The following is a 21,825-nucleotide window of genomic DNA, read 5'->3' on the forward strand; positions in this document are numbered from 1 at the left end:
TTGCGCCAAAAAAGTATCTTCTTATAAGAAGATACTTTTTTAATTGGTAAATATTAAAGCGTACATGTTAGCCTTGTCGTTATCTTGACTGCCGACACCTAAAAATGAAAAACAAGTTGCCAGCATTTGCTCACCAATTTCCTTAAAAGGTTCGTCCACAATTTTTTCAGTATATTTCATAATACCAATTGCAGTTATAAAAATGAGAAAAGCTTGCGTCAGAGGAGTAACTACCACTTCTTCGCTACATTCCTGATAACCGCTGATAAAGGAAGTAATTAATCCTTGATTTAACCTGAAATCTTGGTAAAAGAGTTTAATGAAGTCCTGATAATTTACCCCCATGCGAGCTCGTTCAAAATCAATTAAACTCAAATGATCTCCAACAATTTTATAATTACGTAAGCCGACATCTCCATGTAAAACTGTAGTTGCATGAGCCGTTAGGTCTTCTGCAATATCCGCTTTTCGCGCTGTGAATAAAGCTAACACTTGCAGCAATCTGCTTTTAATTTCTTCATTCTGCAAACTATTGCTGTCAAATTTTGCTTTCTCAAACAACCGATTATTAAGGTATATTCCAGAAAATGGTTTGACGGTTTGGTGAAAACGAGCTAACTGTACTCCCATCTTAAATGCTAAATCAGAGGTAATTTGTCCTTTAATATCAGTTGGCGCCAAATCTTTCATGACCAAAACAAATTGTTGTGTCTGTGTGACAGCAAAGGAATCTAAGACACGAGTATTTAGTTGATCATTCACAGCTTTTTCAGTTAAAAATTTTCCTCTTTGTGCAAAGACTTTGACAAATATTTTTTGCTTAAACTTTGTACTATCACCAACAAAGGTGCTGTTTTGTGACTCATGCGTGATCTTTGTTAAGTCAGCCTGTAGTTTTTCTTGTAAAAATTTTTCTATAGTCATTAGCCTAATTCTTTCATTTCACCAATATGGGCAATGCCAAAGTAACATTGCATAAAAGTAGTTTAGCGATTTTCTTGCCAATCAAGGCAGCAGTATGAATACGCAAAAGCCCATTCCTTCAAAATAATTATTCCACTAATAACTAAAATACTCAGTAAGGAGAGTGAAATATGAATAACTAGGCATTGTAATGGCAACTTTTCAATAAATAGCAAAATAAAAAGTAAAACAGCAAAGCAGAATAAAGTTACTCTACCACTAATATAGTATGCTCGCAGCATTAAATTCCATTCACGTTCATCATTATGTGACATACCGACTGGATACCTATTTCTTTTCCGATCTAATGTGCGCTTGTGGTTTAAACCTAGCTTTTCAACTTGCGCTCTTTCTAAAACTGAGCACATCAATTCCAATAGGATAATGATTAATCTAAAAAAGAAAGGAAAATTTAGGAAAATCGCAAATAAAACTGGCAAAGTAAACACAAGTGTACTTAAAAACGCACTATAACCCTAAAATTAGGACAATTTTAGTAAAACTTCTTTTACATTTTATGTCAATCATAAATTAGAATTTAATTAAAAGCAATAATTGACAAGAGTAATAAATAATTTAGGTTTAAGTTTACTTATTTTTTTGCAAACAACCTGCTTTTTTTAATACAATATAGGTTAAGTAATTTTGAAAGGACAGATTAAATGAAAAAAGCAGAATGTACGACTATTCTTGTCGGCAAAGCCGCATCAATTGACGGCTCAGCAATGATTGCCAGAAGCGAAGACGGCGGTCGTGAAATAATTCCTGAAGGGTTTGAACTTATTACCCCTGAAAAGCAACCTAAGCATTATGAAAGTGTCATTAGTCACCAAAAGATTGATGATGAAGATTTAGCAGAAAAGCCTTTACGTTATACCAGTGCACCTGATGTTTCTGGAGAAAGCGGCATCTGGGCTGCAGCCGGAATTAACTCAGAAAACGTGGCAATGACTGCTACTGAAACTATTACTACTAACGCACGTATTCAAGGGATTGATCCACTGGTTACTGAGGGTGGACTTGGTGAAGAAGACTTTGTTACTTTAACTTTGCCTTATATCCACAGTGCTCTTGATGGCGTTAAGCGCATCGGCTATTTACTGGAAAAATACGGTACTTACGAAATGAATGGTATGGCTTTTGCCGACCACGATGAAGTTTGGTACCTGGAAACTATTGGTGGTCACCACTGGATTGCACGCCGTATTCCTGATGACGCCTACGTTGTTGCTCCTAACCGTTTAAACATTGATGAATTCCACTTTGGTAAAGATGGTTTCTTAGCTGACGATACCTTAGAAGATTTAATAGCTGAATATCACCTCAACCCTGACCGTGAAGGTTACAATATGCGTCATATCTTTGGTAGTTCAACTATTAAAGACGCCCATTACAATAATCCGCGCGCTTGGTTTGTTCATAATTACTTTGATCCAGAATTTGGTGGCAAGCCGGGCGATCAAGATCAACCGTTTATTTGTCATGCTAACCGCAAGATCAGTATTGAAGACATTTGTTTTATCGAGAGTTCTCACTATCAAGATACGCCATTTGATCCTTATGGCGATCAAGGTACTCCAGAACAAAAGAAGACGTTCCGTCCAATTGCTCTTAACCGGAACTTTGAAACTCATATTCTGCAAGTTAGAAATGACGTTCCTGAAGAAATTGCAGGTGTGCAATGGCTTTGCTTTGGTCCAAATACCTTTAACAGTTTTGTCCCATTCTACACCAACGTTAATGACACACCAGCAAGTTTCCAAACTGGACCTAAATTTGATTTGAACAAGATTTTCTGGTTAAACAAATTAACAGCGCAACTTGGTGATACTAACTTTAGAGTTTATGGTGAACTCGAAAATGACTTTGAGCAAAAATCTTTAGCGCAATGCCACTTTATTCAACACGAAACTGATAAAAAAGCAGCCGGTCTTTCGGGTAAAGAAGTTGAAGCACTGCTAACTGCAGCTAACCAAAAGATGGCTGACCAAGTTTACAAGAACACTATTGAACTGCTGAGTAATATGGTCAATGAAGGCCACAACCTAGCAACACTTAAGTTCGATTTATTAGATTAAACTCTTAGTGTCTTGTAAATAGATTACTTAAAAGCCGCTGACATTAAATAGATGTCAACGGCTTTTTTATTTTTGATAATTCTGACAAAAAAGTGTCCTAATTTTAGGGTTCACATCATTTCGCCCAACACTTTTTTATTATTTACTTAAATCATATTTAAATAAAGCATTACAGCTTACTGTGCTACTTACAAATATCTAGGTACGTCTTGACAATATTATCAACCGTGAACCCAGATTTCTTTATCAGTTCATCACCATCACCACTTTCACCAAAGTGATTAATGCCGATAGCTGCTCCATCTAAACCTACAAATTGTCCCCAGCCATAAGTAGATGCCATTTCAATTGATACACGGTGCTTAATTGATTTAGGTAGAACTTTTTCTTGGTATTCTGGATCCTGTTTCAAGAATAGTTCAAAACTTGGCATTGATACCACGCGGACATTTTTGCCACTTTGTGCCAATTCTTTTTGCGCTGCTAAAGCTAAGCTTACTTCTGAACCGGTAGCCAGTAAAATTCCTTCCGGTGCACCATTTTCTGCTTCCGCTAGGATATAACCGCCTTTTGAAACGCCAGTTTTAACGCTGTCTTGATAATTCAAGAGAGTTGGCAAATTCTGACGACCCAATATAAACGCTACTGGGCGGTCTTTTTGATTAATCGCGTATTGCCAAGAATATATTGTTTCCAAGTAATCAGCCGGACGAAATACTATTAAGTTAGGGATTGCCCTTATTCCCGCTAATTGTTCAATCGGTTGATGAGTAGGACCATCGGGTCCTAAAGAAATGGAATCATGACCAAAAATGAAGATTGACGGTATTTGCATTAAGGCAGACATTCTGATCGCATTTTTCATATAGTCTGAAAAGATAAAGAATGTGTTGGCAAATACTCTGGAACCACCGTATAAAGTAATGCCGTTAATTGCTGCACCTTCAGCAAACTCGCGGATACCAAAGTATAAGTTATTTTTATCGTATGAATTTGGTTGAAAACCCTCATCACAATCAAAGTAGGTTTTGTCGGAACTACCTAAATCTGCAGAACCGCCCCATAGATTTAATTCTGACTTACTAGTTTGCTGTAAAACTTGATGAATAGAATCTCTTGTTGAAAGAGCATCTGGTATTTCTAATTTATTTTCGTCAAAATTAAGTTTGACATTATTGTTAATATTCTTAATTAATTGACCGCCAAGTTCTGGATTAGCTTCAATGTAGTTTTGCAAGAGTTCTGACCATTTTTGGTGAGCTTTTTGTCCTTCTGTTTTAACACTCTCAAAAGCGGCATAAGCTTCTTGAGGAACCTCAAATGGACCATATTCATAGCCCAAGTGCTTTTTAGTGGCAGCAACTTGTTCTGCATCCAAAACCGCACCGTGAGCTAAGTGGCTGTCTGCGAGTGGGGATGCATAGCCTAAAACAGTGTTTACTTCAATTAAAGTCGGTCTTTTCTTTTCATCTTGAGCAACTTTAATTGCCGCATCAATATCATTTAGATTATTGCCGTCAGCAACTTTAAGGTAATTCCAGCCGTACGCTTCAAATCTTTGCGCAACATTATCATCACATTCTTGCGTCATGCTGGCATCCATAGTATTGCGGTTTGAATCGTATAACACAATTAAATTATTCAGTTGCAGGTGTCCAGCTAAACTGGCAGCTTCATGGCTGATACCTTCCATTAAGTCCCCGTCACCAATAATCACATACACCTTATTATCAATTATTTGGTAATTAGGCTTGTTGTATAGCGAACTGAGGTGTTTTTCTGCCATAGCCATACCGACTGCCATACCGAAGCCTTGTCCTAATGGGCCAGTAGCAACATCAACTCCCGGAGTAGTAATTTCTGGGTGACCAGGAGTTTTACTACCTAAAGTTCTAAATCTTTTTAAATCTGCGATTGAAATATCAAAACCAAGTAAATGTAAAGTAGCATATAACATTGCTGACCCGTGACCTCCTGATAGCACAAAACGGTCACGATTGAACCAATGTGGATCAGTCACGTCAAACTTCATATTTTGATAGATAGTATAAATTAACGGAGCAGCACTTAAAGTAATACCACTATGTCCTGAGTTGGCTTTGTGGATTTCATCAATACTTAGGGCCCTAATAGCATTAACTGCTAAGTTATCTTTTTTTGTATATTTCATTTTTGACTCCTTAATTTTTATAAATTTTATTTGGCTGATTTAACTGCGTTCTTTTGCTTTTTATCTAAAATAATTGATACGATAAAGAAAATTACCAAAGCAGCTACCAATGCAGCAATGATTAATGAACGACCGCCAAGTAAACCACTATAGCCTACATAGGAGCCGACAATACCAAAGTCAGCGTCTGCATAACTAGCTGTACCTAAGCCCAAGTGGCCTAACACTGGGATTAAAATAATTGGTACAAAAGAAATTAATAATCCATGAATAAATGAACCAATGATCAACCACGACGACCACCAACTGTATTTCCAATAACGCCGGCAGCACCACCACACATGAAGTGAGCCACAACGCCGGGAATAACGATAGTCGTGTGGCATAAAACCATTAGTAATGTGGCAACCAAGCCGCCTACAAAACTAGAAAAGAAACCAATAATTACGGCATTAGGTGCGAAAGTAAACAGGATCGGGATATCCAAACCGGCTTTAGCATTAGGAACTAATTTAGTTGAAATACCCTTAAAGGCAGGAATTAATTCGTTTAAGATCATTCTTACTCCGGCTAACATAATGTAAACACCGGCAGAAAATGAACCAGATTCAATTAAGGCATATATTATGTAGTTGATTCCACCGCTCAATTTTTCAACATAAACGGGACCTGCAAACAACGCAATAATCAGATATGCCACTGCCATCGTGATTGTAACGGCAATCGTGTTATCTCTTAAAAATGATACTTTCTTAGAAACGTGCAAGTCTTCTGTTGATTTGGATGGATCACCTACAACCTTTGCGACTAAACCGGCAATTAAATACCCAAAGTCACCCGTATGCGCAATCGCAATTTCATCACTCTTAGTCACCTTTTTAACAAAGGGCTGAATTAAAGCCGGCATAATCGTGTCAAACAGACCTAAAAAAGTACCACCAACTATAATTGAAGGTATTTCTGTAAAACCTGCAACTGCAAGCAGAACCGCCAACATACATGACATGTTAATCATGACATGCCCCGAAAGATAAATATATTTAAAGTGCGATATTCTGGCTAAAATGACATTGACTATCATCGCAATCAGCAAGATCATCGCAGTAGCACTACCGTATTTTGTTAATGCAGTGGCAGTAAAAGCTTCATTGTTAGGGACAACGCCTTGAACGTGGAAAGCCTGCATAAACATTTTGCCAAACGGTGTTAAGGCATCTGTAATTACTCCCGAACCACCAGTTAAGACTAAAAAGCCGACAAAAGTTTTCAAACCACCTGAAATTACTTCTGTTGAATCTTTTTTCTGCAGAAGTAAACCTAAAACTGCTACCAGTCCAACTAAGATTGAGGGAGTTCTAGCAATACTTAAGAAGAAGTTTAAAATTTCGTTCATTAGTTATCACCTTCACTTTTCTGATCAACACTATTCAAATAAGCTTGAATCTTTTCCTTTAATTCTTCTTTATCAATGATGCTGTTCAACTCTGTCACGTTATTTTTACCAACAACATTCGCTACAGCATCATACATATCGCGTCCTACAAAAAAATGATCAGCCACGCTCGGATTAAGTCCAGAAAGATCAATGTGAGTAGTTTCTACATCTGACTTTCCTATTTCTTTAAGTACATCTTGCATATTCATGTCTACCATGAAAGATGACCCGACTCCTGTACTACAACATGCTCCTAATTTCATTTTTCGCCTTTCTTAATCAATTCTTCTATTTCACTTGCATTTTTAGCATTCATTATCTTGCTTACATCTTCTTTGTTACCTAAAATTTTGGCCAACTCAGAAAGAGCCCTTAAATGTGAAGTTGAGTCTTGGGCTGCAAGCACAATAATCAGTTTAATTTTGTGTTCTTTATCTACCAAATCAATGTCATGATCCAATAACAACAAAGACATTCCTAATCTGTTAACACCTTGACTTGGTCTTGCGTGTGCCAGGGCAATTTCAGTACCAATATTAATATATGGTCCGTTATCTTTAACGTTGTTAATCATCGCAGTCACATAGGATTTTGTAATGTTACCTGCTGTTAATAATGGCTGGGAACATAATTCGATTGCCTGTTCCCAATTTAGGGTTTTGTCATGACTAAATTTAATTTTGTCTTCTGTTAATACTTCACTTAGCAATGGTCCAGTCCTTTTTTTCTTTTTCTCATGTTTCTTTTTATCTACCAATATCTGCTTAATTCCTTTTTCCAAAGCCTTGCCATGAATAACGTTCGTATTGTCATAGATAGTTTCCATGATTGCTTTAAATTCAGTCTGGAGGTTTTCTGAATTAGTGATACCGTTAAGCTGGAAAAAATTGTCAATATTTTCAAAATCTTTACTGGTTAAGACTGAATTGACCTTTAACCACGGCAATTTTGTGTCAGTCAAAGAAATATTAGTAATAATCGCCCCTTCTTCAATTGGTCTATTTGTTAATTCGGAAGGAGCTATTGGTAAACTAAAATTGACATTAGGGTACTGTTCTACCATCTGGGTCATGAGAAACCCGGCAGAGCCATTGCTACCTGAACTCACTAAAAGTACTTTTGGATCATTTTCATTCTTACGTGAAATTTCTGATGCAAAATAAATTGAAATTAAACCAACTTCGTAGTCGTTTAAACTGGCACCAATAAATCGTTCAAAAGGGTGAATACTCATTTTGGTATAAATATATATATCTGGATAATTTTCTTTGATTGAATCAAAGTCATTATTTTGATATTGCTGCCGGTATTTAACACGGAAGAAAGTAGTTGCCAGATGGACAACCAAATCTTGATGCAATTTATTTTCATCTTTAAAAGCACAATCTGCTAAATTCTTGAAACTATTAATAATGACATAAACAATCTTACTTATTTCTGTGTTAATACTGTCTTTAGGAAGTTTGCGTTTTTGACCTCCTAAAAGAACAGAAGTCAAATAATTATTCTCAAACTCACTGTATCTATCTCCTAAAAGAATGGATAAAAATGAGGAAGAAAATTTATATTCGGGTGTTTCCTGCAATTTTGCACTAATCGGATACTTCTTGCCTTTAAGTACAGCATTATTATTAAAAATTCTTTTTAAAATCAGTGCGTAAAAATTAGCGAAAACATAAATGAATTCATCAGAATAAATGATGTTGTTAGAATTTTCAAATGAGCTCAACCATTGACTGATTAATACCTTTAACTCTTTTATTTCCCGCGTTTCGTAAATACCTGCTAATTCATGATCAGAATAAAGCCATGAAAAAAGGAACTGCCTAATTTTTATTTCTTGTCCCTGCAGAAAATGTCCCCGATAGTTCGAAACTATCGTTATTTCAAAACTTTTCATTTTTTGTTTAAGACTTTGAATATCTTTTAAAATTGTTTGTTTACTGACACCACATCCCTGCGCAATTTTTTGAACACTAAATCTACTGTCAATCAGTAAATTAATAAAAACTATGTACTGCCTTTCTAAAGAACTGTATTTACTTGAACTTTCAGTGGCTAAGTACTTCTGTATCTGTTGTTTGCTTTTTTCGCTCAAATAATAGCCTTGACCATAGACATTGCGTGTTCCTTCAATGTCTAATGTCTTTAATTTCTTATTGAGTGAACTTAGATTTTTATAAACACTCCTTTCTGATACTTTAACTTTTTCAGACATGTCACCAACCGTCATGAAATATTTAACTTTTACAAGGAGATCTATAATTTTAAGTTGACTCTGGTTAAACTGTACCTGCATCTACAATGCCTCCTTGTTATTTTTTATTATGAATAAATCGCTTCCAAGAAAAAAGTTAACAAAGTTCAGTACAAAAACTGAACTAACAAAAAAGCATGAGGATTTTCATCTTCATGCAATTATTAATTATCTTATTACTTTCTGTTTATGCAAAATCAATTCTAAAATATGCACGTTAAACTGCTAAAGTGCCTTTTTTTAGCGCTTTACGAAAAAATATTTACTCTCTTAACAATCTTTTTGCTAAAGCAAAGTCACCGACTGTTGCTGAACCATTATTAATTATTTCGGGCATTGTGATGTATTGTTCTAATGAAGGAACATGGACATAGTCATTTAGCAAGGCCTTAAAATCACGCCGCACTTTTTCTAAGAATTGTTCACTAGTAACTCCCCCACCGAAAACAATTTTGTCTGGGCGCAAAATTAACGTGGCTTGCAAAGCAGCTTGTGCCACATAATAACTCATGATATCCCATACTGGATTTGATAACGGTACTTCCTTGCCTGGCTTGTTAAGGCGTGCCTCAAACGTTGGACCTGAAACCAGGCCCTCCAAACAATCTTGGTGAAAAGGACAAACGCCAGCAAAATTCATATCATCCGGATGACGTTTAACTTTGACATGACCCATTTCAGGGTGACCTAAAGAACCCACTAATTTACCATTAATAATTGCTCCGCCGCCTACACCGGTACCAATGGTGTAATAAACCAGAGAATCAACGTCTTCATTTGCAAGTTGCGCCATGACGTACTCACCATAAGCAGAGCCGTTAACATCGGTAGTAAAGAAAACCGGAACTTTAATTGTCTTAGTCAATCGCCCTACAAAGTCTGTATTAGCCCAACCTTTTTTGGGAGTATCAGTTATATAACCATAATTAGGTGCTGTTTTTCTGACTTCAATTGGTCCAAAAGATGCAATACCAATTGCATCGACAGCAAATTGCTTAAAATAATCTACGGTTTTTTGTAACGTTTCTGCCGGCGTTGTCGTGGGAAAAGTGATTTGATCCTTTATTTGATAATTTTCATTGCCAATAGCACAAACAAACTTGGTACCGCCAGCTTCAATTGATCCTAATAACATTTATAACTCCTTAATTGACCTTTCGTTTCAATTACTTTTTTATTATAACTCTCAATTTTAGACAAAAAAGAATTTTATTAAATAAATGCCTGCCTAACTTTTTACAACTTAAACACCGATTATTAAATTCTATATTAATGCAAAAAAGAACCTGAAGTTGTCACACTTCAAGTTCTTTTTTCACTTAAGCAAAGTTATTTCTATTTTTGGATAACAGGATAAAGACCAATAAGAAGCACAGGGATTTCACCCAAAGTGCCATATTTAATAAATTTCTTCACTTGTTTAATTGAAGTCAGTGCAATTTTCTTCTCTCGGCCAGTTAGTTTATTTGCCAAAGCTGCAGCTTTACCTAACAATTTTGCAGTTGGCCTTTTATTAGCCTTAGCAGTCATCACACTTAGTTCTGCCTTAATTAGGGGCTGCAGTTTCTTATCATGTACATGTTTGTTATAAATACCGTTTAAATAGACGGTAGTGCCCTTATACTTACCACCTTTTGAAACTAAATCAACAAGCATGCCATTGTGAATTGGTCTGACTTTTTTGACCTTAAAAAGAGTATTATTTTTAACAATCTTTTGCAGTACTTTTGGACTATAGGATTTACCATTAGTTTTAATTAGTGCCCCGTCTTCTGCATTAGTCAGTTTAAAAACATAACCTGCACGAGCAAACTTGTTAGTTAACTCCTTATTAGAATGATGGTAAGGAGCAGCCTTAACAATATCTGTTTTTGCAACAACATTATTTACTGCCAAGGTTGAACCTACCGGTACACTTAAGAGTACTGCTGCTATAAAAGTCTTAGAAAGACTGTGTAATTTAAATTTCATTATTGCACCTCGCTATTTAATTAGTAATGACTAAAGTATATTACAATTTAATTACAAAAGAAACAATAATGACATATTTACTTATAAAACAATAAAAAGACTAACCGTAACGATTAGTCTCTTGCTGAATATTAAACTAGCTATTTAGTCTGCCACATCCTGAATTTTTACATCAGCACCTAGCAAACGCAATTTTTCTTGTACTCGGTCGTAACCCCGTAAGATATTGCCAGCATTATTAATTACCGTTTTGCCCTCTGCCATTAATCCGGCAATCATAAGGCAAGCTCCTGCGCGAATTTCTCCTGCAGAAACTGTAGCACCGTGAAGTTTAGCAGTAGGATGAATTAAAATAATGTTATCTTCAACTTTGATGTCTGCACCCATTTTGCATAATTGCTTGATATGGCCAATCCTTTTAGGATATATTTGGTCAATAATCACGCCTTCACCGCTTTTAGCTGATAGTAAAAGAGGTGTAACCGGCTGCTGTAAATCCGTCGCAAATGCGGGATAAGAACCCGTTCTAATCTGTGTCATCTTCAAGTCACCAGCAGGATAGACAAATAAAGAATCTTCAGTAGCATCTATCACTAGACCCATTTCTTCAACTTTGGCTAAATATGAGTCCAAGTGCTCCTCAATAATGTTATGAATGCGAATACCATTTCCAATACAGCCAGCTAATGAAATATAAGTGCCGGCTTCAATCCGGTCAGGGATAATTGTATGAGGTGTCTTGGCTTCAAGCCGCTTGACGCCCTCAATCCTAATCGAATCTGTTCCAGCACCCCTGATAACAGCTCCCATATTATTCAAAAAAGTTGCTAAATCAATTATTTCAGGTTCTTTAGCAGCATTGTTGATAATAGTTTGGCCCTGAGCAGTAACGGAAGCCATTATTATATTCATCGTTGCGCCCACGGAAGGCATTTCTAAATGTATTGTGGCTCCATGCAAACCATCAGCCGGAGCCGTAATTTTTATTTGATCATCTTCATTTTTTACACATGCGCCTAAGGCTTCAAATCCCTTAATATGTTGGTCAATGGGGCGGGGACCGATATCATCTCCACCAGGGAAGCCCACAACAGCCTTACCAAAACGACCAAGAAGAGCTCCCATAAAGTAATAGGAAGCACGTAAACTCTTGATTTTACCACTTGGCAATGGGCTCATCTTAATGTGTTCTGGATTGATACGCAATGTCGTATTATTAAAGTCACTGACGACATCCATTTCACTTAGCAGATCCATTAAGTTGTCAACATCTGCAATTCTGGGAACGCCCTCCAAAATTACTGGTGTTCGCGACAAAATTGAAGCTGGAATCAGTGCAACGGTTGAGTTTTTGGCACCACCAATCCAGACATCACCCTGCAGGGGCTTTCCACCATGAATTATCATTTGCTTCATTGGCGAAAAAATCCTTTTCTATTTCGTTTAGTCATAATAATGTTAAAGGAATTTAACAGAAAAAACAAGAGAAGACCTTCGCCTTCCCCCGTCCAAAAATTTGATTTTGTATTATCTAATTACGCCAATTAAAGCTTTTCTTCAGGAAGACCGCTAGCAGCGCCAATAAATGCCTTGTATAGACCTTCTGGTCTTTGCGGCCTACTTAAAAATTCTGGGTGATATTGTGCAGCGATAAAGAATTTATTTTTAGTCAATTCAATAATTTCAACTAAATGATTATCTGGTGAAACACCAGCAAAAGTCATGCCTGCTTTTTCAAACGCATCACGAAATTCGTTATTAAATTCGTAACGGTGACGGTGACGCTCTTGGATGACATCCTGATTGTCATAAGCAGCAGCTGTCTTTGTGCCCTTCTTCAATGTTGCAGGATAAAGACCCAAACGCAGTGTGCCTCCGATATTTTCTTCATCACGCTTATCAGCCATAATATCAATTACATTGTGCTTAGTTTTAGGATCAGCTTCAGTTGTGTTCGCATCTTTATATCCCAAAACATCACGGGCAAATTCAATAGTAGCCATTTGCATACCCAAGCACACACCCAAAAATGGAATATCATTTTCACGGGCATATTTAATCGCGGTAATCATTCCTTCAAAGCCACGTGAACCGAAGCCGCCAGGAACAATTAAACCGTCGGATCCTTGCATGTAGTCAGCAATATTATCTTCAGTGATATCTTCTGCTTGCACCTTGTTAATTACAACATTGCTGTTATAAGCATAGCCGGCATGTTTCAGCGCGTCGGTTACAGAAATATAAGCATCTTCAAGTTCAACGTACTTGCCAACCAAAGTAATCTTAGTTGTATGTTTAAGATTCTTAACCCGCTCGTCAAGTCGTTGCCATTCTTCCATATCAGCTTCATCTTTAGGACTCTTGATATGTAAGAAATCACAAACTTTTTGATCCATTCCCTGCTTTTGGAAAGCTAGTGGCAAATCAAAAAGCGATGGAGCGTTAATGGACTCGATAATGCGGTCAACCGGTACATCAGTAAAGTTCGAAATCTTATCTTTATGTTCTTGGTCAATTGGCATTTCTGCACGTAAAACGAGCATATTAGGTTGGATTCCGATACTCCGTAATTCAGCTACTGAATGTTGAGTTGGCTTAGTTTTCATTTCTTGAGCTGCGTGGAGATAAGGTACTAAAGTACAGTGAATGTACATCACGTTTTCTTCACCGACTTCACGCCGCATTTGTCTAATAGCTTCCATGAAAGGAGTAGATTCAATATCGCCAACAGTACCACCAATTTCTGAAATGACAACATCAGAATCAGTAGTTAAACCGGCACGCATAATTTTTTGCTTGATCATGTCTGTAATATGAGGAATTACTTGAACGGTCGCACCGTGATAATCGCCCCGGCGTTCTTTTTCCAATACTTCTTTATAAATCTTACCGGTTGTGACGTTTGAATATTTACTTGTCCTTACATCAACGATTCTTTCGTAGTGACCCAGATCAAGGTCCGCCTCAGTACCATCATCAGTGACGAATACCTCACCATGTTGATAAGGATTCATTGTTCCGGGGTCAATGTTAATGTAGGGATCAAACTTTTGCATCGTAACCTTTAATCCGCGGTTTTTTAATAGTCGACCTAAGCTAGAAGCGGTAATTCCTTTGCCCAGTGAAGAAACGACACCGCCAGTAACGAAGATATATTTTGTCATTAGCCAAACTCCTTTGCAAAAAATAAAAATAATCAAAAATAAAAAAAGCTCCCATACGGGAGCTTAAACGCACATAACGTGCCCAAGTAAAATACTATCTATTTTAAGACTCAAAGTCAAGAAAATTATTCGTCTTCTTCTTCATCGTCGTCATCATTTAATTCAGATAACTGACCTTCAATGCCGTCTGGTAAATCTTCATCATCTTCATCATCGGTATTGACATAATCTTCGTCATCGTCAAAGTCATCAGTTTCATCATCTGCGGTGGCGTCTAAATCTTCATCTTCTGGGTCATCATTATCATAATCAATAATATCATCGCTACCAGTAGCAGTTGCTAAGAAGGCGTTAACTTTCTTATGGTGGGTACGAGTATCCTCCTCGTCCTCATCTTCAGGGTGGTTAACTTCTTCATCCACTGATTCATAAGGAAACCATGAACGAAGTGCCCAGACATTTTCACCCATAGAAATGAACTCACCATTAGTGTTCATATCAGTATAAAATTGGGGCAAACGTTCCCTTATTTCTTCATCACTCACGCCTAAGTATTTTTGCACGGCATTAACAATATCAGCGAAAGCCATTCTTTTATTATTGTCTTCCAGAATTGCGCGAGCAACTTCAATCATTGATAATTCATTGCGATTTTTATTTTTAAAGTCGTTTAATCCCACAATTGTATTCCTCTCTCTTAAACAGTCTTTTTTATTTTACTAGGCGTTCAAGTAAAAATCAATGTGATGGTATAGTTACCTATTAAGTATAGACCACTATAAAGGTCATATTCAATCTGAAGTTCACGTGAACCATCATTTTTAGGGAAAAATTTAATAAATTTTGTCGTGCTTTGTAAGTCCATCTGATAACCTTGCGCAATGTAGCGGCAATTCATCCGCTCACCAACAATAAAATGTAATTGCGAGTAATTATTCTTATCAGTTCCACGCCTAATTATTACATTATTTTCTCTAATTAAAATTTTAACTGGAATTTGATTGTCTTCCAAGTATGAAACTCTGACAGCTCCCTCTGATTCAGTTAGATTACCTTGAGCTTGTTTTTTGAAAGTTTCACTTTCTTTACCTTGAATAATTCTACTAGTAAAATCGATTTTTACTTTAGTCATATACTTGATTTCTTTACAATAAAAAAGCTAATCAGGTTGATTAGCTAAAATAGCTCATTATTTTTATATCGTTTTAGCAGACAACATTATAAAATAAATTATTTTATAATGCCAGTAATTACTCTAATTAGTTCTTTTTAGGCACTGACAGCAAAATATTAATACCACCAATTATAATTAGGCTTGTACAAACAACAACAATAAATTTTTCACCAACATGATCAAGAATTATTCCGGCAACAATTGACGCAATTGGTCCACCAATATTGGCGGCGGTAACCCGTTGAGAATTTTTTGCCAATATCTTGTTAAGCCTTCATCTTATTCTCTTTTTCTAACATGATTTTCCTCTAAAGGTTTTCTTTTTAATAATATCATTTCCCATTAATTGCTTAAAATAAGCAATTATTTTTTAATGGTTTGCGTCGCATTTAAGTTATATTTACCAAAAATGGTAATTATTAGTTAACTAAACAGTTATGATTTGGTCAAATTTATTTTTATTTTCTTCGTGTAACTGGTGACTGACAAAAACAACGGTTATTTCGGGCTGAGCTAAGAAGTCATTTTCTACTTTAACTGCGCCTGCTTTGTCCAAGCTGCTGGTCGATTCATCGAGTAAGTATAACTTGCGATTTCTAAGTAACCCACGAGCTAGTGCCAAACGCTGCTTTTGTCCGCCAGATAAACTAGCACCACCTTCGCCAACTGGGGTGTCTAACTTTTGCGGCAAAGAGCTCACAAAATCCCACAAATCAGCCTTTTCCAGTGCTGATTTTATTTCTTCATCAGTAAAATGTTGACCGAGTTCCAGATTATAGCGCACTGTATCATTAAAAAGATATGCAGTTTGATCAATATAAACTATATTGGCGCGTAAGGTACTATTAGCAATGTTTTTATACTCAGTATTATCTAATTCAAGTTCTCCCGTATAATCGGTTAAACGACCAGCCAAAATTTTTAGAAGAATACTCTTGCCACTGCCCGATTCGCCATCCACCGCAATTTTTTGTCCGTTTTCTATTGTAAAATTAAGTGGTTTTTTAAATACTGGTTTATCTGGATGATATGCAATTTGTAAATTTTTAGCTGAAATATTGATAGCAGCAATTTCTCTACCACCTTGAATATTAGCTTTAATCGGTTCACCTAATTGATATTTGCTAAAGATCGGGTTGAGTGCCTGCAACTCAGTCAAAATCGGTGCAATAACAGCTAATGAATTAAAAACATTAAAGGCTAGCGAAGTAGATGAATTAATTACCCCCATAGTTACCTGCTTTTCTAAAATCAGAAAACCTGTCCAAGCCTGAATAGCTACTTGACTAATAACATTGCTGGCACCAGCTATACTGCTATTATATGAACTATACTTTGCTTGCCGAACTTTTGCCCCAATTAACTTTTTAACGGCGCTAGTAATCCGCTTTTCTATTTGCTGTTCAGCGGTAAAAATATTATAAGTGGCAAAGCCTTGCAGACAGTCATTAATAACATTAACTACTTTTTCATTTTCCTTACTAGTAGTGAAGTTGCTGCTGGCAACTTTTTTACGCACAAGCTGTGGCAATCCTAAAGTAAAAAAGGTTAAAATGACTACTAGTGGTAAAAAAGTCCAATTAAATTTGAGCAATGCAATTAAAGAGAAAACTGAATCGCCAAAAATTTGCACCATTGAGAATAAATTGGTAAAACCATTTTCTTCGACTAAATTCATATCATTAGTCAGCCACGAGGTGTAAACTCCAGTATCATGTTGTTCAAAACGTGAAACCGGATAGTTCTCTAAGTGCAAAATAATATCTTGCCGTAATCTTAAACTTAGGAATTGAACTGTTTTTACACTTAAAACCTGCTCACTAATTAGAAAAATGGTCATTACCAAAAAAGTAAAATGTTGAGCAAAATGTACTTAAAAAAGCCTTGAAAGTCAAGCTTTATCAAGCTATTCAAAATAAAAACATTAATTAATGAATTAAGCACCCGAAAAACAGAACAAATCAGTTGTAGAATAACTACCACTGTCACTTTTCCCGGTTCTTGTTTAACGTATTTAAATAGATTTTTCATAGTAATGTGACCTATAAGTTTTTTATTTCATAGTTTATCTGACATGCTGTAGCAAAAGCTGTTTGTAAATAAGTTTATCATGATTAATCCTAAATTAAAATCTCATTTTAAATTAATTTAGGCTGTAAAAATTAGCTAAATTATTATAAAAAAGAAGATGCAAAAAAAGAGCAAAAATACTTTTGCTCTTTTTTTACTCTTTAACAAATATTTTTAAAGAAAACCAAAATATTTGTTATTTAAACTAGGTATAAACTTTCAAATTTGTGCATAAAACATAATTAAAGTTCTATTACTTAATAAATTCAAAGTAAATATCAATTTACCAGTCAGGTTCTGGTAAGATGACAATTACATCTCTCAACAAATCCATAATATATCTCCTTTTATATCAATATCTTTAACACCTTTTATGCTACTACTAATAGCGCCATTTACAAGTATATTTTCATATTTGAAAACTTATTTAACCAGCTTATTAACAAACGTGCTAAATCCTGCTTTATTTAATATGTACCTGATTTCAGTAGCTTCGTTATTCTTTTGCTTAACAAGGTCACTGAAATATAGTCCTAATATTTTTGTAAGAGCTAAATTTATTTTCTCAGGTAATTTTCTCAAAAAATCCAGTGGCTCGTAACAATAATCAATTTTTCCTAATTCAATACACCAATTGACATAATTAACCATTAAAACACTTAAAGCAACTTCAGTTTTATTTTCTCTTTTTTCAGAGCCATTATAGCGTCTAATGACATTTTTAACCAAAAATGTAGCCTCTTCAATGTTATATATACGAATGATATTTGCTAGTATCACAATGCGATAATATTCATTTTCATCAGTGTCTTTTTGGAAAATCATTTTCTTAATCTGATTTTTTTGTTTAGTTGATAATTTTTTGAGAGCTTTTCTATCATGAGTATCAGCAATCAATTTGGCTGCTATTTTAGTAAATTTAATAGCAGGGGTTTGAATTTTGATCTTCTCTAGGTCTTTAATCACATTATTGATTTCGTCATCATTATCTTCAGTTGCAACCTTTATAAATTTATTGTATAAGTCAGTTGCTTTTTTCTGATCATTTTCTTCACTTGTAATGTCTCCGAAGAATTCCTTAGGAGTAACACCATGGCTTTTCAAGATTTCTAAGAAGTCATTTACCCCAATATCATTCAACCCTCGCTCCACTTTAGAGTAAAAGGACACAGAAATAACGCCAGCTGCCATTTCTGTTTGTGTTAATCCCAATTGTTGGCGCAAATTTTTAAGTTTATCACCTATATAATTCATTAACTCACCTATCTCTTTTTGTTTATTTATGCACTTACAATTATGCTCACAATTGCTCAAACTAGCAAAATTTATTATTTAATTTTAATAAAAAACGCGAAAAAGACAAACAAGTTAAACTATACGGCTTAAATTTGCTATAATTTAAGTAATTAATAACATTTTAAGCAGATTTGTTAAATAGCTATAGGGGATATACATGCCAAACTTTCATAGTAATAGACTAGCTAAAGAAGTAGTTTTAAGAGATCCGGTACACGAATACATTCACATTGAAGATCAGGTTATTCTGGACATTTTAAAGACTAAAGAATTTCAGCGCATGCGTCGTATCAAGCAGTTAGGACCGATTGCCTATGTTTTTCCCGGTGCTACTCATACCCGCTTTGAGCATAACTTGGGTGTTTATGAATTAACCCGCCGCATTTGTAATATTTTTGCCAAAAAGTATCCTTCAAGGCGCTCAGGTGATGGGCTTTGGGATGATAATAACAGGCTTCTAGTGGAATGTGCTGGTCTTCTTCACGATATTGGTCATGGCCCCTATTCTCACACTTTTGAACACCTTTTTGGAACTGATCATGAAAAAATCGGGCAAAAAATTATTACGGACCCCAGCACCGAGATTAACCACGTCTTAAGCCAAGTTTCGCCCAACTTTCCTGCCTTAGTTGCCAGCGTGATTGCAAAAACGTACCCCAATCCCCAAGTAGTAAAAATGATTTCGAGCCAAGCTGATGCTGATCGGATGGATTATCTTAAGCGCGATGCCTATTTTACTGGTGTTACTTACGGTGAATTTGACTTGTCCAGAATCTTGCAGGAAATTCGTCCATACAGTGATGGCATTTGCTTCACCATGGCTGGAATGCACGCTGTTGAGGACTACATCGTTTCCCGTTACCAAATGTACCAGCAGGTCTACTTTCACAGGGTCGGACGCTCAATGGAAGTTATTTTGCAGCATTTACTTGAACGAGCAAAAATTGCTTACCAACAAGGCAATTTGCCGGTCACACCTAGCTTAGCAAAATTTTTAGCTGGCAATTGGGATCTTACCGATTATCTCAAATTGGATGACGGCGTGATGGAAACTAATTTTTCAATGTGGACTAAATCAAGTGATCCTATCCTAGCTGATTTGAGTAAACGTTACCTTTTCAGACGACCGCTTGCCAGTGTTTGCATTGATGAAGAAACTAAAAGTTTGTTACCGAAGCTAAAAGCTTTAATAAAACAAGCCGGTTTTGACCCTAATTATTATACTGATACCAACTCTGCATTTGATGAACCCTATGACGCTTATAAACCAAGTGGCAAAAATGCTAACAGTCAAATTGAAATCATGCAGAATGACGGTCAATTAATAGAACTATCACAACTAAGTCCGCTTGTCCGTTCACTTAACGGAACATTGCAGGGCGATGAGAGGTTTTTCTTCCCCAAAGTTATGATGTCTAACAACCTTGAACCCCAAATTTTTGATCCCCTGTATCAAAAGTTTCAACGTTACGTCAAAAATGGTACTCTACGCTACATTAGAAAACCCAAAAAAATAAAAAACTGAATCTGCTAGATTCAGTTTTTTGCTGTTTATTCAAAGACAATTTCACCCTTTAACATTTTTTACCAAGTGAATTTCTCTATCAAACAGCTGTTTCATTTGCTTGTTAAAACTGTGAGCGATAAAAATTACTGTAGCAGGGGTAGCTATAACCTCATGCAAAATTTGCATTGTTGCTTCTTGGTCAATGGCACTAGTGCCTTCATCAATCAAAATAATTTCACTCTGGTGAACTAAAGCTCGTACCAAAACAATCTTTTGCCTTTGACCACCTGAAATATTCAAATTATTAAGATCAATTTTTTGTTCCAACCCATTATCAAATTTGGCAATGTCTCCAGCTAATTGCACTTTCTCAGTCAGAGCTGGTAAAGCACCCTTTAGTTTATCGACAAACATCGTCATGTTATCGGCAATGCTGACGGGAAAGAGAACTGGATCTTGGGGAATATAACCAATTTTACTCATATCGGGTGTAACCACGACTCCGTCTTTATTTTTAAAAGTGACTTGACCAGAACTTGGTTTAATTTGACCTAAAATCAGCTTAAATAATGTTGATTTTCCGGCTCCAGAATCACCAGTTAATAGTATTTTTTCACCGGGTTTCACATTAACATCAGGAAAGAGCAAACTCTCACCATTGGGAAATTTTAGGCTCAGATCATGCGTACTAATTGCAGCAGGCGTTGCTACCTTTTTGGTCTCTACTTTTTCTATCGGTACAGCCGTTTTAGCAATTTCTTTGTTTAAAGATTGGGTTCCCTTCATTTGACCATAGCGACTAACTATAAGTTCAATACTTTGCCTTAAATAGAAATTACAATTGCCTACTCCAGTGATTGCACCAAATGCTACTACTTTAGCTTGGAACAAATAACCTGCCAGTATGAACAAAATTATAGAAAAAGAAATGGATACTAATCCGTTAATAATAGACAGTAACTGCATCACGCCATTTTGCTTAATATTGGCATCTTCTAAATTTTTACCAGCTGCACTAGTTATTTTAAATAGCTTATCTCTGGCAAAATAACGTTGTAGTTCTTCAAGGCCATTAAGCCACTTTTCTAAACAATCGAGATATTGATTATTACTCTTTGAAATCTTGGTCATTGAATTTTGTAGTGGCTTTTCTAATAGTTTTGGTAACAATAACGAAATAGCCACCATCAAAATAATTGTTAGAAGTAAACTCCAGTGTAATGAAATAAGCAGAACAACTACAGATACTAGATTAATAACACCACCAATTAGACTAAAAAATGGTGCAAAATAATTTTCTTGGCTCTGATTCAGGTCATTTGTTAATCGATTTTGAATCTGGGCAACAGAATGCTCTTTTTGATCCGCATAAAAGTGAGATACAGATCTTTTTCTGATATGAAAATTAAATTCCTCTTGTTGTTTTGATAGAAGGAACGCATGCAGTCCTTGTATTATATATTGAAATAGGAAAGGCATAAATGAAATGACATTTATAATTAAAAACTGTTGGAATTTCTGTTGCTGAATTGCTGTGGTTAAAAGCATAATTAATTGTGTAGTTACAATTGGTAAAGTCCATTCTAAAACGGTAATCAAAATTAGTATCATGAAGCGTAAAGGACTTTGTCTGTACAAGTCTTTGATTGTCATAGTGGTTTTTCTCCTTTCTTTTAGTTTATTTTTATTATCTGGGTTAAAAATTCTTAATACGAAAATATAATTTGAGTTGCAAGTCAC

Annotated in this window: 17 protein-coding genes and 1 pseudogene; 2 read left to right on the forward strand and 16 right to left on the reverse strand. The window is 35.8% G+C overall.

Features of this window, described 5'->3' with window-relative positions; genetic code table 11:
* Positions 1-39: 39 nt before the first annotated feature.
* Entirely contained in the window at positions 40-924 is an 885-nt protein-coding gene (locus tag DLD54_RS07010) for a phosphotransferase (RefSeq protein WP_109918710.1), read from the reverse strand.
* Positions 925-986: 62 nt separating this feature from the next.
* Entirely contained in the window at positions 987-1,331 is a 345-nt protein-coding gene (locus DLD54_RS07015) for a hypothetical protein (RefSeq protein ID WP_109918711.1), read from the reverse strand.
* 294 nt (positions 1,332-1,625) lie between these two features.
* On the opposite strand from DLD54_RS07015, the gene DLD54_RS07020 reads away from it, so the two are divergent.
* Complete coding sequence (locus DLD54_RS07020; protein WP_109918712.1) at positions 1,626-3,041, forward strand: C69 family dipeptidase; 1,416 nt, start codon at positions 1,626-1,628, stop codon at positions 3,039-3,041.
* Between the two features lie 184 nt (positions 3,042-3,225).
* On the opposite strand, the gene tkt is transcribed toward DLD54_RS07020, so the two are convergent.
* The 13 genes and pseudogenes from tkt to DLD54_RS07080 form a co-directional block, all read right to left on the reverse strand.
* On the reverse strand, positions 3,226-5,211 hold the full coding sequence (tkt, locus tag DLD54_RS07025) for a transketolase (protein ID WP_109918713.1): 1,986 nt from the start codon (positions 5,209-5,211) through the stop codon (positions 3,226-3,228).
* 26 nt (positions 5,212-5,237) lie between these two features.
* A pseudogene (locus DLD54_RS07030) lies at positions 5,238-6,604 on the reverse strand (PTS ascorbate transporter subunit IIC).
* Complete coding sequence (locus DLD54_RS07035; protein ID WP_109918714.1) at positions 6,604-6,909, reverse strand: PTS sugar transporter subunit IIB; 306 nt, start codon at positions 6,907-6,909, stop codon at positions 6,604-6,606. Before DLD54_RS07035 ends, DLD54_RS07030 begins: the two are co-directional and overlap by 1 nt.
* The gene (locus DLD54_RS07040; RefSeq protein WP_109918715.1) at positions 6,906-8,945 is read right to left on the reverse strand and encodes a BglG family transcription antiterminator; all 2,040 of its coding nucleotides are present in this window, start codon (positions 8,943-8,945) and stop codon (positions 6,906-6,908) included. Before DLD54_RS07040 ends, DLD54_RS07035 begins: the two co-directional genes overlap by 4 nt.
* 220 nt (positions 8,946-9,165) lie before the next feature.
* The gene (gene scrK / locus DLD54_RS07045) at positions 9,166-10,038 is read right to left on the reverse strand and encodes a fructokinase ScrK (RefSeq protein ID WP_109918716.1); all 873 of its coding nucleotides are present in this window, start codon (positions 10,036-10,038) and stop codon (positions 9,166-9,168) included.
* Between the two features lie 200 nt (positions 10,039-10,238).
* A complete protein-coding gene (locus DLD54_RS07050; RefSeq protein ID WP_109918717.1) occupies positions 10,239-10,874 on the reverse strand; it encodes a hypothetical protein in 636 nt (211 codons plus the stop codon).
* Positions 10,875-11,018: 144 nt separating this feature from the next.
* Positions 11,019-12,290, reverse strand: coding sequence for a UDP-N-acetylglucosamine 1-carboxyvinyltransferase (locus DLD54_RS07055; protein ID WP_109918718.1), 1,272 nt, complete (start codon positions 12,288-12,290; stop codon positions 11,019-11,021).
* A 128-nt stretch (positions 12,291-12,418) separates the two neighbouring features.
* Positions 12,419-14,038 carry a CTP synthase gene (locus DLD54_RS07060; protein WP_109918719.1) on the reverse strand — a complete coding sequence of 540 codons (1,620 nt, stop codon included), beginning with the start codon at positions 14,036-14,038 and terminating at the stop codon, positions 12,419-12,421.
* A 125-nt stretch (positions 14,039-14,163) separates the two neighbouring features.
* Positions 14,164-14,718 carry a DNA-directed RNA polymerase subunit delta gene (rpoE, locus tag DLD54_RS07065; protein WP_109918720.1) on the reverse strand — a complete coding sequence of 185 codons (555 nt, stop codon included), beginning with the start codon at positions 14,716-14,718 and terminating at the stop codon, positions 14,164-14,166.
* Positions 14,719-14,765: 47 nt separating this feature from the next.
* Entirely contained in the window at positions 14,766-15,170 is a 405-nt protein-coding gene (locus DLD54_RS07070; RefSeq protein ID WP_038523927.1) for a DUF1934 family protein, read from the reverse strand.
* Positions 15,171-15,297: 127 nt separating this feature from the next.
* Positions 15,298-15,471, reverse strand: coding sequence for a hypothetical protein (locus DLD54_RS08815; RefSeq protein WP_158593330.1), 174 nt, complete (start codon positions 15,469-15,471; stop codon positions 15,298-15,300).
* Between the two features lie 168 nt (positions 15,472-15,639).
* Positions 15,640-17,052 (reverse strand): ATP-binding cassette domain-containing protein, encoded by a 1,413-nt coding sequence (locus DLD54_RS07075; protein ID WP_233559199.1) that lies wholly within the window; start codon positions 17,050-17,052, stop codon positions 15,640-15,642.
* A 653-nt stretch (positions 17,053-17,705) separates the two neighbouring features.
* Positions 17,706-18,536, reverse strand: a complete 831-nt coding sequence (locus DLD54_RS07080; protein WP_109918721.1) for a helix-turn-helix domain-containing protein — start codon at positions 18,534-18,536, stop codon at positions 17,706-17,708.
* A 199-nt stretch (positions 18,537-18,735) separates the two neighbouring features.
* On the opposite strand from DLD54_RS07080, the gene DLD54_RS07085 reads away from it, so the two are divergent.
* Entirely contained in the window at positions 18,736-20,103 is a 1,368-nt protein-coding gene (locus DLD54_RS07085) for an HD domain-containing protein (RefSeq protein WP_109918722.1), read from the forward strand.
* Positions 20,104-20,145: 42 nt separating this feature from the next.
* Here the strand turns inward: DLD54_RS07085 and DLD54_RS07090 are convergent, their stop codons facing one another.
* Positions 20,146-21,738, reverse strand: coding sequence for an ATP-binding cassette domain-containing protein (locus DLD54_RS07090; protein WP_109918723.1), 1,593 nt, complete (start codon positions 21,736-21,738; stop codon positions 20,146-20,148).
* Between the last annotated feature and the right edge of the window lie 87 nt (positions 21,739-21,825).

Origin of the sequence: Lactobacillus helsingborgensis, from assembly GCF_003173695.1 — a bacterium.
Lineage (GTDB): Bacteria > Bacillota > Bacilli > Lactobacillales > Lactobacillaceae > Lactobacillus > Lactobacillus helsingborgensis.

Bases quoted from the DNA above. Each gene is read 5' to 3' on its own strand.
- DLD54_RS07020 (WP_109918712.1), top strand. From the start codon at position 1,626: ATGAAAAAAGCAGAATGTACGACTATTCTTGTCGGCAAAGCCGCATCA.
- DLD54_RS07070 (WP_038523927.1), bottom strand. From the start codon at position 15,170: ATGACTAAAGTAAAAATCGATTTTACTAGTAGAATTATTCAAGGTAAA.
- DLD54_RS07015 (WP_109918711.1), bottom strand. From the start codon at position 1,331: ATGTGCTCAGTTTTAGAAAGAGCGCAAGTTGAAAAGCTAGGTTTAAAC.
- DLD54_RS07060 (WP_109918719.1), bottom strand. From the start codon at position 14,038: ATGACAAAATATATCTTCGTTACTGGCGGTGTCGTTTCTTCACTGGGC.
- DLD54_RS07050 (WP_109918717.1), bottom strand. From the start codon at position 10,874: ATGAAATTTAAATTACACAGTCTTTCTAAGACTTTTATAGCAGCAGTA.
- DLD54_RS07085 (WP_109918722.1), top strand. From the start codon at position 18,736: ATGCCAAACTTTCATAGTAATAGACTAGCTAAAGAAGTAGTTTTAAGA.
- tkt (WP_109918713.1), bottom strand. From the start codon at position 5,211: ATGAAATATACAAAAAAAGATAACTTAGCAGTTAATGCTATTAGGGCC.
- DLD54_RS07075 (WP_233559199.1), bottom strand. From the start codon at position 17,052: ATGACCATTTTTCTAATTAGTGAGCAGGTTTTAAGTGTAAAAACAGTT.
- scrK (WP_109918716.1), bottom strand. From the start codon at position 10,038: ATGTTATTAGGATCAATTGAAGCTGGCGGTACCAAGTTTGTTTGTGCT.
- DLD54_RS07035 (WP_109918714.1), bottom strand. From the start codon at position 6,909: ATGAAATTAGGAGCATGTTGTAGTACAGGAGTCGGGTCATCTTTCATG.
- DLD54_RS07010 (WP_109918710.1), bottom strand. From the start codon at position 924: ATGACTATAGAAAAATTTTTACAAGAAAAACTACAGGCTGACTTAACA.
- DLD54_RS07080 (WP_109918721.1), bottom strand. From the start codon at position 18,536: ATGAATTATATAGGTGATAAACTTAAAAATTTGCGCCAACAATTGGGA.
- DLD54_RS07055 (WP_109918718.1), bottom strand. From the start codon at position 12,290: ATGAAGCAAATGATAATTCATGGTGGAAAGCCCCTGCAGGGTGATGTC.
- DLD54_RS07040 (WP_109918715.1), bottom strand. From the start codon at position 8,945: ATGCAGGTACAGTTTAACCAGAGTCAACTTAAAATTATAGATCTCCTT.
- DLD54_RS07090 (WP_109918723.1), bottom strand. From the start codon at position 21,738: ATGACAATCAAAGACTTGTACAGACAAAGTCCTTTACGCTTCATGATA.